The 12,293-nt window shown below is 55.4% G+C and carries 11 protein-coding genes; 4 read left to right on the top strand and 7 right to left on the bottom strand.

Annotation, left to right across the window (positions count from 1 at the left end; genetic code table 11):
- The 3 genes from GQF00_RS02500 to GQF00_RS02510 form a co-directional block, all read right to left on the bottom strand.
- Entirely contained in the window at positions 1–276 is a 276-nt protein-coding gene (locus GQF00_RS02500; protein ID WP_035231055.1) for an NAD(P) transhydrogenase subunit alpha, read from the bottom strand.
- Positions 276–1,490 (bottom strand): Re/Si-specific NAD(P)(+) transhydrogenase subunit alpha, encoded by a 1,215-nt coding sequence (locus GQF00_RS02505; RefSeq protein ID WP_161317573.1) that lies wholly within the window; start codon positions 1,488–1,490, stop codon positions 276–278. The genes GQF00_RS02500 and GQF00_RS02505 overlap by 1 nt, the downstream gene beginning before the upstream one ends.
- 346 nt (positions 1,491–1,836) lie before the next feature.
- Complete coding sequence (locus GQF00_RS02510; protein ID WP_161317574.1) at positions 1,837–3,264, bottom strand: AarF/ABC1/UbiB kinase family protein; 1,428 nt, start codon at positions 3,262–3,264, stop codon at positions 1,837–1,839.
- Positions 3,265–3,389: 125 nt separating this feature from the next.
- Here GQF00_RS02510 and GQF00_RS02515 point away from each other — a divergent pair, with 125 nt between their 5' ends.
- Entirely contained in the window at positions 3,390–4,160 is a 771-nt protein-coding gene (locus tag GQF00_RS02515; RefSeq protein WP_161317575.1) for an alpha/beta fold hydrolase, read from the top strand.
- Between the two features lie 81 nt (positions 4,161–4,241).
- The gene (locus GQF00_RS02520) at positions 4,242–5,384 is read left to right on the top strand and encodes an oxygenase MpaB family protein (RefSeq protein ID WP_161317576.1); all 1,143 of its coding nucleotides are present in this window, start codon (positions 4,242–4,244) and stop codon (positions 5,382–5,384) included.
- A 112-nt stretch (positions 5,385–5,496) separates the two neighbouring features.
- Here the strand turns inward: GQF00_RS02520 and GQF00_RS02525 are convergent, their stop codons facing one another.
- Positions 5,497–7,602, bottom strand: a complete 2,106-nt coding sequence (locus GQF00_RS02525; protein WP_161317577.1) for a carboxy terminal-processing peptidase — start codon at positions 7,600–7,602, stop codon at positions 5,497–5,499.
- 173 nt (positions 7,603–7,775) lie between these two features.
- Between GQF00_RS02525 and GQF00_RS02530 the strand changes: the two genes are divergently transcribed.
- On the top strand, positions 7,776–8,999 hold the full coding sequence (locus tag GQF00_RS02530) for a nucleoside recognition domain-containing protein (RefSeq protein WP_161317578.1): 1,224 nt from the start codon (positions 7,776–7,778) through the stop codon (positions 8,997–8,999).
- Here the strand turns inward: GQF00_RS02530 and GQF00_RS02535 are convergent.
- The gene (locus GQF00_RS02535; RefSeq protein WP_237440354.1) at positions 8,977–9,546 is read right to left on the bottom strand and encodes an alpha-ketoglutarate-dependent dioxygenase AlkB; all 570 of its coding nucleotides are present in this window, start codon (positions 9,544–9,546) and stop codon (positions 8,977–8,979) included. The two genes, GQF00_RS02530 and GQF00_RS02535, sit on opposite strands and share 23 nt — an antisense overlap.
- 118 nt (positions 9,547–9,664) lie before the next feature.
- On the opposite strand from GQF00_RS02535, the gene corA reads away from it, so the two are divergent.
- Positions 9,665–10,621, top strand: a complete 957-nt coding sequence (gene corA, locus GQF00_RS02540; protein WP_161317580.1) for a magnesium/cobalt transporter CorA — start codon at positions 9,665–9,667, stop codon at positions 10,619–10,621.
- A 157-nt stretch (positions 10,622–10,778) separates the two neighbouring features.
- Here corA and GQF00_RS02545 read toward each other — a convergent pair whose 3' ends face one another.
- Both GQF00_RS02545 and GQF00_RS02550 read right to left on the bottom strand, forming a co-directional pair.
- A complete protein-coding gene (locus GQF00_RS02545; protein WP_161317581.1) occupies positions 10,779–11,615 on the bottom strand; it encodes an MBL fold metallo-hydrolase in 837 nt (278 codons plus the stop codon).
- Between the two features lie 67 nt (positions 11,616–11,682).
- Entirely contained in the window at positions 11,683–12,165 is a 483-nt protein-coding gene (locus GQF00_RS02550) for a hypothetical protein (RefSeq protein WP_161317582.1), read from the bottom strand.
- Positions 12,166–12,293 lie beyond the last annotated feature (128 nt).

A 12,293-nucleotide genomic window follows, 5' to 3' on the forward strand; every position in this document is an offset into this window, starting at 1 on the left:
TTACTTCCTCTTGAACATCGCCAGCATTCGATTGGTGACCATGAAGCCCCCAATCACGTTGATGGTGGCAAGAACCACCGCGGCAAAGCCCAGCACATTGATCAGCAGTCCGGAATCCGAACCGGCCGCAATCAGTGCGCCCACCACAGTAATGCCGGAAATGGCGTTGGAGCCAGACATCAGGGGGGTGTGCAGGGTCGGCGGAACTTTGGTAATCAGTTCTACACCGAGGAAAATCGCCAGCACGAACAGGGTAAGTTGAGCTACGAAATCCATTACTTTTCCTCCTTGCTGTCTGCTGCTTCTTCAGCCGGCGCTTCCGGTTTTTCCAGCGCAGGCAGACCAAGCAGATCACGCAAACGGGCCTGGGGTACGTCGCCGCCATGACTGATCACAGTTTCAGCAACGATTTCGTCTTCAAAGTCCAGCTGCAGGTCGCCATTGTCGTCGAGAAGCAGACTGAGGAGGTTTTCCATGTTCTTGCCAAACATCTGGCTGGCATGGAAAGCCACAGAAGAGGGGACGTTTTCCGGACCGATGATGGTAACGCCGTGCTTGACCACTGTCTTGCCAGCTTCAGTGACTTCACAGTTACCGCCACGTTCTGCCGCCAGATCGACAATAATGGAGCCGGGCTTCATGGCCTTGACCATGTCTTCAGTTACCAGAATCGGGCTCTTGGCGCCGGGAACAGCAGCAGTGGTGATGATCACGTCCATTTCCTTGACGACTTCCGTCATCAATTCACGCTGACGCTTGAGGAAATCTTCACCTTGGGCCTTGGCGTAACCACCGGTGCCTTCTGCTTCTCCAGTGTCAAGATCCAGTTCCACCGGCTTGGCGCCAACAGACAGGATCTGCTCACGGGCAGCGGGGCGCACGTCATAGGCTTCTACTACGGCACCAAGACGCTTGGCGGTAGCACAGGCCTGCAGACCGGCAACACCCGCACCCATGATGAACACGCGGGAGGCGTTCAGGGTGCCGGCAGCGGTCATGTTCATGGGGAACATGCGCTGGGATTCGGTGGCAGCAAGCAATACACACTTATAACCGGCAATCATGGCCATGGAAGACAGAACGTCCATGGCCTGTGCGCGGGTAATACGCGGTACCAGTTCCAACGCCAGACCTGAAATCTTCTTCTCGGCCAGGGACTGGGCGAATTGCGGATTGGCCAGAGGGTCGGTCATACCGATCAGGATCTGACCCTCTTTCAGTTTGCCCAGATCTTCTTCACCGTTGGCGGTGTTGCTGCCTGGCGTCTGAACCTGAAGGACAATCTGGGAAGAGGAGAAAATCTCGTCACGATCAACAAGTTTGGCTCCGGCAGCTTCGAAAGCGCTGTCCGGGTAACCGGCAATCTCGCCGGCGCCGCGCTCAACATTGATCTCGACACCTTGTTTTTTCAGCAATGCGCTGACATTGGCAGGCGTTAAAGCAACGCGCTGCTCGCCAGGGCAGATTTCTTTGGGAACACCGATAATCACCTGCGTTACCCCCGTCTGTGGTTCGCAAATAATCGACTTTCTGAGAGGAATCAAGGGCAACCCGATTCCCTGAAAGCCGCGTAAAGTAAGGCCCGCTGATTGCCGACAAACCGGTCGGACAAGGATGCAGGGCCTCAGCAGGGTGCTAACCATATTGTGCGTCTACCAGCTTGGCAAATGACAAATGGTTATCGTACCGATAAGCGGTTAACAGGCGGATAACGTCTGATAACCCTTATTCGGTGCTTTCTGTGGCCTGATATGACAGTCTTTGAGCCATAAAGGGCATGGTAAGCCCCCTTGATATAAGGGCTGCGAGCTATCCTGAGGCCGTTGCCGGTGGCCGTCAATCCACCGGGCTGATGGTTTTTTGATCAACGAGAAGGATGTCGTCCTGTTCCTGCATCGCAATAAAGGGATCAAGAATGGTATTACCGCGTACCTCGGCATCGATCACATGCAGAAAGGTATAAGCGCCAAGCAGTTTGCGGAACAGGAAGATGAATTCCTTGGGGGGCACGTCAAAGTGCACGGAAAGTGCGTTCTTGCCGGCTTTGTTCATGATTCTTGAGGGCAGATCGCTTCTTCCCCAGCTGTATTCCAGCTTTTCATTGAGAAGATTGGCCGGTGGCGGGAAGCGTTCCGGGTCCTGTAGCACCTCGACAGCTTCAAAACACAGGGCGGCAAAATCATCCAGAATTCGTCGCGGTGTGCCTCGGGCAAGAAAGTCCAGTGCACTCAGGGCACGGATCAGGCGATCGGTGTCGTGATGGTAGGACGCGCGAATCATTTCCCGGCCCGGACCAAGCACATCATTATCAAAGTCACGAATGGCGCCAAAATCCAGCAGGATAATCTGGTCTTTCTCCGGTTCCTCGCCAATCCTCAGCAGATAATTGCCAAAATTGGGGTCAGTCTGCATCTTGTTCCATTCGAACACTTCACGGCAACACAACTCCATGATCGCCCGGCCGATGAAGTTCCGGCGGGTCTGGGACAGCGCCAGAACGGCGGGATCGGTCACACTGATGCCTTCTTCGAAGGTCATGCACATGATGTTGTGGCTGGAGAACTCGGAAATGATCTCCGGAACGACAAAACGGGGGTCATCGGCGAGAATCTGGCGAAAATGCCGGGTGGTATGCGCTTCCAGGTCGTAATCCACTTCCCGGCGCAGCATTTCCTGCACTTCCGCCAGCCAGGTATTGAACTGTTCCGTCATAGGCACAAGGCGGCTCAGCTTGAGCAGACGAACCAGGGCGCGCATATCGGAATCGATGGCATCGGCCACGCCAGGGTACTGGATCTTGAGCACCAGCTCGCGGCCATCTGACTTACGGGTGGCACGGTGTACCTGGGCAAGGGACGCCGCACCCAAAGGGGTAGGGTCAACGTCCAGCTGTGCCAGTTTTACTTCACCAAGCTGCATCCGCAAATGCTTCTCGATAGCCGACCATTCCAGGGCAGTGGTCTGGTTTTCCAGGGTATGCAGCGCGGTAGTTACCTCTTCAGGAAGGAAGTGTTCACCGAACAGGGCCATCATCTGACCAATCTTGACCACCGAGCCTTTCAGCTTGCCCAGTTCCTCTACCAGCTCCTGTGCACGGGCGGAAAGGATCTCCTTTCGGCGCTCATCCCGCTTGTCCTTGCTGGTAAAAAATGTACCGGCACTGGCGGTGGCGTATTTGGCACCCGCCATGAAACCGGCTCTGGCCATGGAAAAGCGACGCTCCACAGAGCCTGTTTTTACCCGTTTTACCGTTTTTCGTGTCATTGGCGCGGAAACTCCATTTGCCATCCTGAATGCCGGTGGCATTCTAGCGGGTAAACCCCGGTGGGTCATTGTCCAAACCGCCGGGGTTAAGGTCGAATAACTACTTAAGGGAAGGATGACTACGCATGGCGAGAACCTGGGTGTTGCTGAGAGGCCTGGTCCGTGAACAAAAGCATTGGGAAGATTTTCCGGCAAAAATGCAGGCCGCGCTACCCAATGACCGGGTTATCACCCTGGACCTTCCCGGAAATGGCATTTTTTATGATCAGCCCAGCCCCACGCGCATCGGCGCCATGGTGATTCATGCCCGCGAGCAGTTGAAAGAGCAGGGGCTCCAGGGGCCATATCATCTTGTGGCGCTGTCGTTGGGGGGAATGACAGCCGTTCAGTGGCTTTCCCAGGCTCCCAAGGAAGTGGCATTCGCTGCGCTTATCAATACCTCCTCCAGTCGTTTCAACCCTTTCTGGCAGCGCTTGCGGCCTGCCAATTACCTGCGGCTCATCCGCGACGGGATTCTCAACCGGGATCGTGTTCGCAAAGAACAGGCGATTCTGGAAATCACCTCAAACCTTCATGACAGGGCGTTCCTGCATCAACTTGCTGAAAAGTGGGCAGAGTATGCCAGGTTGCAACCGGTTTCGATCACAAACAGCCTTCGCCAACTGGTTGCGGCCATGCGATTTCGTGCACCTTCATCACTGCCTTCGTCAGTCCCTACCATCATTATCAGTGGAGGTGGTGACCGCCTGGTGAACCCGGTCTGCTCACGGCGCATGGCTGAGGCCTGGCAGCTGCCGTTGAAGGTGCAGCCACAAGCCGGGCACGATCTGCCGCTGGATGCGCCTCAGTGGCTGATCAACACCCTCATCGAGGGGGTAACAGAAAGCGCGATTTAGTGTATTGACCGATACCGCGAGTGGCTTTACCTTGGAATCAGAACCCGTGAGTTCTGATAACAATAAAGTTGTGAGGTATCTATGGCTACTCCGCAGGAGCTTGCGCGTTATCAAAAAGGTCCCCAAAGCCCACAGGAACGGGTGTGGTGGGACCGTTACTCCCATGAGAATCTTGACAAGTGGCGGCAGATCCAGGATCCGCTGGCCGACCGCTGTGCTGCACAAATAAAATTTACCCGCCCTTCAGGTTTGCTGGATGAGGTTGAGCGCCGCGCCAAAGAGGAGGGCGGCGATTTTCAGGCCTTCCTGGATCATTGCTATACGGTGCCCAGCTGGGTGGACTTCGAGGAGATGGAGCTCGGACGGCGCATGTATCGCCGCAACGGCGCGTTGCAAGGGCTGGTGCTGATGTGCTCCAGTCTCGTCGAGGGCTATGCACACAACAAACCCTCCCAGGTTCTGGTGGCCACGGGGCGACTGCAGAAGGATGTGTCGCGCCGCATCTACGAAACCGGGCAGATGCTCCACAACATTGTTGGGGATGATGGCCTCAGACCGGGCGGCCTGGGTCATCGAACCATTATGGAAGTGCGCCTTTTGCACGCTGCGGTACGCCAGTTCCTGCGTAAAAACCCTCGCTGGGATGTGGAAAAGTACGACTTGCCCATCAATCAGGAAGACATGGCCGGGACCATCCTGGAATTCGATTTCATGGTGGTACGCGGGCTCAAGCGGTTAGGGGTCAGGATCAACCGCCGTGAACATGAATCCATGCACTATTTCTGGCGTTACGCGGGCTACTTGCTCGGTGTGGATGAGGCACTGCTGACCACCACACTGGAAGAGCAGGAAATCATGGCCCTTCAGTTGACGTCACACCTCTATGACCCAACGCCAGACAGCGAATCGCTTGCCAAGGCGCTACTAAAAGACATGTCGGGCAAGGCTCCGTTCAATCTGCCCTATGATGTGCTGCTGGCATTCAGCCGCTATCTGATCGGTGACACTGTGGCGAATGACCTGAACATCTACAGTTCAGTGCCAGCAAGCTCCGCGGTGCATATCGTCAAGACAGCAATCCGGGCCGCCAGCATCAGTATGCGGATACTGCCGGATCCTGCCAAACGGGTGCTGGAAGGATTCAATCATAATCTGGGACGCCGCACGCTGCAGGCCGGTCTGGGAGAGAATCCCGCGCGCTGGGGATTCAAGTCACTGGCGTAGCAGGGTGGAGCATGACGTCTTTCGAGTAGAGGCGCCCCCGATAACAAGGCATGAACAATAAAAAAGCCGGCGCTAATGCCGGCTTTTTTATACGTCTCACAACACAGAGGAATTAGCCTTTACGGGCTACCTGGCTATCTCTGATCAGATCAATCAAATCCACCAGAATTTCCCCGGTTTCTCGGACATAGGGGTCCTCATCCATGGCTTCCTCATGGCTCTGCGGGTCCAGTGCACGCTGTTCTTCCAGATCACGGAGAGCCTTGATGTTATCCAGCGGATCTTCATTGCGAGCCTTGCGACGCTCGTTCTCAATGGCCAGGCGCTGAACATCGAAGTCCTTTTGCATGTTGGCGCGTTTTTCCATGTTCAGTGACAGCTCATCCATGTTGCGATTGTGGTCAAGCAGGGCGCGTAGTGCTTCCACATAAACAAACTCGGGATCTTTTTGAATCCGGCTGTCATGGCGCTCACGCAACATGGGCAGGTAGGGCACCATATCGCTGACACGCTGATAATTGGCCGAATCAATTTCATCCCAGGGCATGGCATTGGGCAAGGAACTTTCGCCCACATCCGCCTTGTCTATCAGGGAGGGCATATCAACGTCCGGTACGATCCCCAGGTTCTGGTTGCTGGAACCTGATACCCGATAAAACTTGGCGTTGGTCATCTTGAGCTTGCCGTGATTCAGATCCAGCAGGGTCTGTACCGTGCCCTTGCCGTAAGTCTGGTCACCGACAATCAAGGCGCGTCCATAATCCTGCATGGCGCCGGCAAAAATCTCGGAGGCTGAGGCACTGTAACGATTAACGATGACGGCCATGGGGCCGGCATAAAGCACACCCGGGAACTTGTCTGCTTCGACACTCACGCGACCACTGGATTCGCGCACCTGAACAGTGGGGCCACGGTTGATGAACAGGCTGACCAGCTTGTTCACTTCCAGCAGGGAGCCGCCACCGTTATTGCGCAGATCAATAACCAGTCCGTCAATATTCTCCTTGCGCAGCTCCACAAGCAGCTTGGCCACATCGCTGGTGGTGCTGGTGTAATCCGGGTCACCGCGATGGAAAGCCGCGAAGTCCAGATAAAATGCCGGTATTTCGATGATGCCCAGTTTGCGGGTTTCTCCGTCACGCTGGATTTCGATGATATCTTTCTTGGCGGCCTGTTCTTCCAGCACAACCTTGTTGCGGATGATGCTGATCACCCGGGTATCGTGCTCGCTGTTGGTGCCTGCAGGAATAATCTCCAGATTGACCTTGGTGTCTTTCGGGCCTCGAATTTGATCAACCACCTCGTCCAGGCGCAGCCCAATAACAGGGACAGGGACATCTTCATCCTGGGAGACCCCGACAATACGGTCTGCCGGCTTCAGCTGGCCACTCTTGGCCGCCGGACCACCCGGCACCAGCCGCACCACCTTGGTGTAGCCATCTTCGTACTGCAGCACAGCGCCAATACCCTCAAGAGAGCGACTCATGCTGATATCGAAGTTTTCCGAATTGTGCGGAGTGAAATAGGTGGTGTGTGGATCAAATGTCTGGGTCAGCGCATTGATGTAAACCTGGAACACGTCTTCAGGGGTGTTTTGCTTGATGCGCTTGAGCTGACTCTCATAGCGGCGCGTGAGACGGGTCTGGATGTCCTTGTCTTCCGCATCATTCAGACGCATGGTGAGAACCGCATTCTTGAACTGACGCTCCCAGATATCGGAAAGTGCAGCTTCATCTGCCGCCCAGTCAGCGTTTTCGCGGTCGACGCGGACGCTTTCATCACCATCAAACTTGAGTTTGGAAAGGTCGCCGTTGACCAACTCAAGCATGGCGTTGAGCCGATCTTCAATACGCCCCTGGAAGCGATTGAAGATCGTGTAGCCGGCCTCGAGCTCGCCATCGCTGAGCTGATCATCCAGCAGATTGCGATAACGCTCGAATTCCTTGATATCACTGGCGACGAAATAAAGCCGGTTGGGATCAAGATCTTTCAGATACTGATCCAGTACCCGGCTGGAGAGGGCGTCATTGAAATCCAGCTTTCGGTAGTGGTATTTCAGTTTGTCCGAAATTTCCTCGGCCGCGTCAATCTGTTCGCTGGTGGGTTTCAGCGAACCTTCGATTTCCGGTGAAGCACGCAGACTCCCGGTGACTTGAAGAGCGCCACCCAGAAGCAATACTGCCAGTGCGACAGGAAACATTTTTCGGACTAATGACATGCGTTTTCTCAATGTTTACCTTGTTTATGACCGGGGAGCAGATGGTCATGGCCATCACAGCTATTATCATAGACCCGGCTATCTCTACGGTGTTCCCATGCAAGAAGTGCAGGAATCACCAAATACCTAATTTTCATACACTTAGATGTAAACCCTAGCGCAAGGGGGAAGGTTTGCACAGACTCTTTAGCCTGTTTTTCCTCGCGGGCGTCGCTGGCGCCTGTATTCAGCTCATTATGGGTGACATGGGGGCGCCAGGGCGCCTGGTCAATGCCCTTTGGGCGGCCGCGGACCTGGCTGTTGACGTTTCCCTTGGATTGATTGGGGTGCTGGCACTGTGGAGCGGCCTGTTTCGCCTGGCCGAGGAAAGCCGCCTGGCAGACCGCCTTTCCGCCTGGCTAACGCCGTTACTGGGCAGGTTAATGCCGGAATTACAGCAAAACCGGGCAGCTACTGCCCCGGTTACCATGAATCTGGCAGCCAACATGCTGGGGCTGGACAATGCTGCGACGCCACTGGGTCTGAAAGCCATGGAGTCGCTGCAAACTTCCAATCCAACGCCACGGGTGGCCAGCAACAGCCAGATCATGTTCCTGGTGCTGAACACTTCGTCTGTCACGCTTGTCCCAGTCACCGTATTGCTTTTCCGCGCACAGCAAGGGGCCCAGGACCCGGCAGCGGTGTACTTGCCCTTATTGATGGCAACTACCATTTCCACCTTCGCCGGGGTCTGGGTCACCAGCCGTGTCCAGAAAATATCGCTGCTACAACCCCTTATACTACTGGTTGCCGGGTTGTGGCTGACGTTGCTTGGCGGGCTGGGGCTTGTTGTCTGGTTATCACCACCGGATTTGGCCAACACCTTATCCAGCCTGCTCGGCAACGGTATTTTGTTGTTGGTCCTGGCTGCCTTCTTCATTGCTGCCTGGCGCAGCCGCGTTGATAGTTACGATGTGTTTGTGGAAGGTGCCAAGGAAGGTTTCACCACAGCAGTGCGCATCATTCCGTATCTGGTCGCCATGCTGGCAGCGATCGCCATGCTGCGTGCGGGCGGAGTGCTGGAATTGATTCTGGGCAGTATGCGTTGGCTGGCCGCTGCTCTGGGCATGGATACCCGCTTTGTGGAAGCGCTTCCCGTGGCGATGATGAAACCCCTGAGTGGCTCAGGCGCTCGCGCTGCCATGATCGACGTGATGCAAACCCAGGGGGTGGATTCCCTGGCAGGTCGGATGGCGGCGGTGATGCAGGGCTCCACAGAAACCACCTTTTATGTACTCGCGGTCTATTTTGGCAGTGTTGGCATCCGTGATTTTCGCTATGCGCTCTGGTGTGGGCTGGCGGCTGACGCCGCGGGGTTGATTTCAGCCATACTTATCAGCTATCTGTTCTGGGGCTGACAATATACCGAAAGGTCAGATTGATGCGCCCCTCTGTCACACGGGCGCGGCGGGGCAGAGCATGCTGAAAATGTGCCTGAACCCCAGGGCTCATCAGTAACAAGGTATTGTCTTCCAGCGAGATACTGGCGCACTGATGACGGCTACCGGAACGGCGACGGAAGACAAAATCCCTGCTGGCACCAAGGCTCAAAGACGCAATCCAGGGTTGTGGCCCTAATTCTGTTTCATCGTCGCTGTGGTAGCCCATGCTATCGCTGCCATCGCGGTAAAGGTTTCCCAGTACGCTGTTGAAGCGATGCCCGGTAACCGCCTCAACCTGCTCGAGCACAGGGCGCAGTACCAAAGGCCAGCCCGCGGCCGTCTCAGTCAAACCGGAATAACGATAGCTTACGCCTTGTTCTCCTTCCCAGGTTGTCAGCCTCGGGGTTAGGTGGTCACGGCCAAAAACTCGCACCACAGGCTGACGCCAGGCGAGGGCATTCTCAAGTTCACGATAGAGATTTTCATGGAGCGAGGCAGGCAGTGCCTGGTGCCAGAGGGTCAACCTGGCACCTTGATCCAATGTAACAAATTCAGGTTGGCAAGGGCGGTGGTTGGCAGTCATGATCAGCAACTAATAGCAACAGGGACCAGAGGATCGGTTCGCAATACAGGGAAGCATCATGCTGCATCTTTTCGCCATTGAAAACGGTGTGCTCAGGGAAAAGGACAGTGCCGGGCACGAACTGGACGTGGCCCAGGCCGAACAGGCCAGCTGGCTGGATCTGGTTGAGCCGGATGAGCCCGAGCGGGTTCTCGTACAGTCTTTCTTCCAGGACGCCCTGCCATCTGACGACAAGGAAGAGATTGAGTCGTCTGCCCGGTACTTCACTGACGAGCACGGCCTGCACGTTCACTCCCTGTTTCTGCTCCAATCAGAAGGGCGGTCACGGACTTCAACCGTTGCCTTTGTGGTTCAGGATGAGCGCCTGATTTCCTTCCGGGATGACATCCGCATGGCCGATTTCCGGCTCATGCGACTGCGCATTCGTCGTGGCTGGGTGAAGGTGTCGCAGCCCATGGATATCCTGCTCAGCATCCTTGATCAGAAAGTGGAGAACCTGGCCGACGCCATTGAGGATGTGCATCGCGATCTGGAGAAGGTGGGTTACAGTGTTCTGGAGGAGGAAAATGGGGAACTGGATCAGGATATCGAGCGTCTCGCCCGCCTGGAGGATACCAACGGGAAAATTCGCCTGTGTCTAATGGATACCCAGCGTTCCATCTCCTTTATCCAGCGCTATGTGCGTTCTGACAAGTATCGTCGTCGCACCTGCGCCGAGATCCAGCATGATCTGGACACGCTGATGTCGCACACCACCTTCCTGTTCGACAAGATCAACTTCCTGATGGATGCGGCTCAGGGTTTCATCAATATTCAACAGAACCAGATCATCAAGATATTCTCCATCGCGGCTGTGGTTTTCCTGCCACCCACCATGATTGCCAGCATCTACGGCATGAATTTTGAAGTGATGCCGGAGCTAGGGCTGGAGTTCGGATACCCCATGGCTATCGGGCTCATGATCCTTTCCGGCATCGCACCGTACTGGTATTTCAAACGCAAGGGATGGCTGTGAAGAGGCAATTAATAGTTAACAGTGAATAGTTAATAGTTGAACAGTGCGTTGCTTTGAAGGCTTTCAGGTTTCAGCTGGGCCAGAGGGTGATTCGTGCTGTAGGAGCTGCACTGAGGTGCAAATCGCGTGGGGCGGGCTTCTGCCGGCTTTTCAATGGTTACTCAAGCAACGACCAGCCCTCAGGGGATTCCTTTGCTTTTCCGTCCTCGGCCAGTTTGATCAGGTGGGCGAGGAGGGAAAATTCGGCCACACCGTGAAGAAAGGCAGGCACGTCGTCGTAGACGCTTTTTACCAGGGCACTCACCGGTACTGATGTGGCCGACAGGCAATCAAGCACCTTGTCTTCCCGCTTCTGGCGGTGGGCCAGGGTGTGGCTGACTGCGGTTTCGGGATCGTCGATCACATCGCCATGCCCCGGGGCCATCATGCGGATACCCTGGCCCTGCAGTTTCCTCAGCGAGCTGAAGTAAGCCCCCATGGAACCTGACGGCGGGGCGATGACCACGGTGGAACCCTGAATCAGATGATCCCCGGTAAACAGCAGGCCCTGTTCGGTGAGGAAGCAAAGGTGGTTGGAAACATGTCCCGGGGTTGCAATCACTTTCAGTGAGACGCCCCCGCAATCCAGTACGTCGTTGTCGGCAAGAAGAGTGTCAGCCTGCCAGCTTTCATCCTGAAGACCATCATCCGGGACAAAAGGACCAAGACAGCGAGCACCTGTAGCGGCAACCAGTGCCAGGGCGCCGGGCGAATGATCACGATGAGTGTGGGTGACAATCACCTGCCTGATTGGCTTGCCCAGTTCTTTCGCAGCATGCAGCAATGCCTGGAGATGATCGTGATCCTCCGGGCCGGGGTCGATTACTGTCAGGCTATCCTTGCCATACAGATAACTGTTGGTGCCAGGACCGGTCATCATTCCCGGATTGCGGGCCAGTACTCGCCAGGCATGAGTGCCAATGGGCGTGGCCTGGCCTGGGATCAAGGACGCCATAAAGACTCCAGGGTGTCAGGAAGGCGAATTGTGACCATTATCACGTCATCTTGCCAGTCGGCGCCATTCAGGGGGCAGGGTAGGCCAGTCTTGACACCGGGGTGACTTCCCACTTATCAACGGTTTCTGCTCCCTCCGGATGGCGTGCAACCATTGCAAAGGCATAATGACGCCCGGCAGGTATATACAGCTGTAAAAGCTGCTCCTGCTGATCGATGGCACGGCAGTCCTGCCCCTGATCAGTACACGCAAAAGCCGTTGCTCGTAGTGTCACCCCCGCCAGATCCAGTTCACCACCGTTGAAGACTGTACCGCTAAAGCGGATGCCGGATTCAGATTGAATCGTGTCGCTAACTTGAACACGAATATTGTCAGGGGGAAGCGTCAGCTGATCATGCTTGCCAGGCTTGAGCACCCCATATGCCAGCACAGCAAGAACCATTGCCGTGAGTACTGCTGTTATTGCGAACACCCGCTTGCCTCGCTGCCAACTGGCCAGAAGCAACACGATAACGGCGATAATTACAGTCAATATCAGCAATAGGCGCATTTCACCTCCTCGTGTGCATACCTTGGGTTACCATGATGTTAGCAGTCTATACTCCGCCACTGCGTAGTTAATTTTGTCGTCAAACCGTCTTGATGGGTGTGCTGGAGCCATTCTACATAAACTCGCCC

Source organism: Alcanivorax sp. DP30 (assembly GCF_009882945.1).
Lineage (GTDB): Bacteria > Pseudomonadota > Gammaproteobacteria > Pseudomonadales > Alcanivoracaceae > Alcanivorax.

Coding starts and splice junctions, on each gene's coding strand:
- GQF00_RS02500 (WP_035231055.1), bottom strand. CDS start 276: ATGGATTTCGTAGCTCAACTTACCCTGTTCGTGCTGGCGATTTTCCTC.
- GQF00_RS02510 (WP_161317574.1), bottom strand. CDS start 3,264: ATGACACGAAAAACGGTAAAACGGGTAAAAACAGGCTCTGTGGAGCGT.
- GQF00_RS02515 (WP_161317575.1), top strand. CDS start 3,390: ATGGCGAGAACCTGGGTGTTGCTGAGAGGCCTGGTCCGTGAACAAAAG.
- GQF00_RS02520 (WP_161317576.1), top strand. CDS start 4,242: ATGGCTACTCCGCAGGAGCTTGCGCGTTATCAAAAAGGTCCCCAAAGC.
- GQF00_RS02525 (WP_161317577.1), bottom strand. CDS start 7,602: ATGTCATTAGTCCGAAAAATGTTTCCTGTCGCACTGGCAGTATTGCTT.
- corA (WP_161317580.1), top strand. CDS start 9,665: ATGCTGCATCTTTTCGCCATTGAAAACGGTGTGCTCAGGGAAAAGGAC.
- GQF00_RS02545 (WP_161317581.1), bottom strand. CDS start 11,615: ATGGCGTCCTTGATCCCAGGCCAGGCCACGCCCATTGGCACTCATGCC.
- GQF00_RS02550 (WP_161317582.1), bottom strand. CDS start 12,165: ATGCGCCTATTGCTGATATTGACTGTAATTATCGCCGTTATCGTGTTG.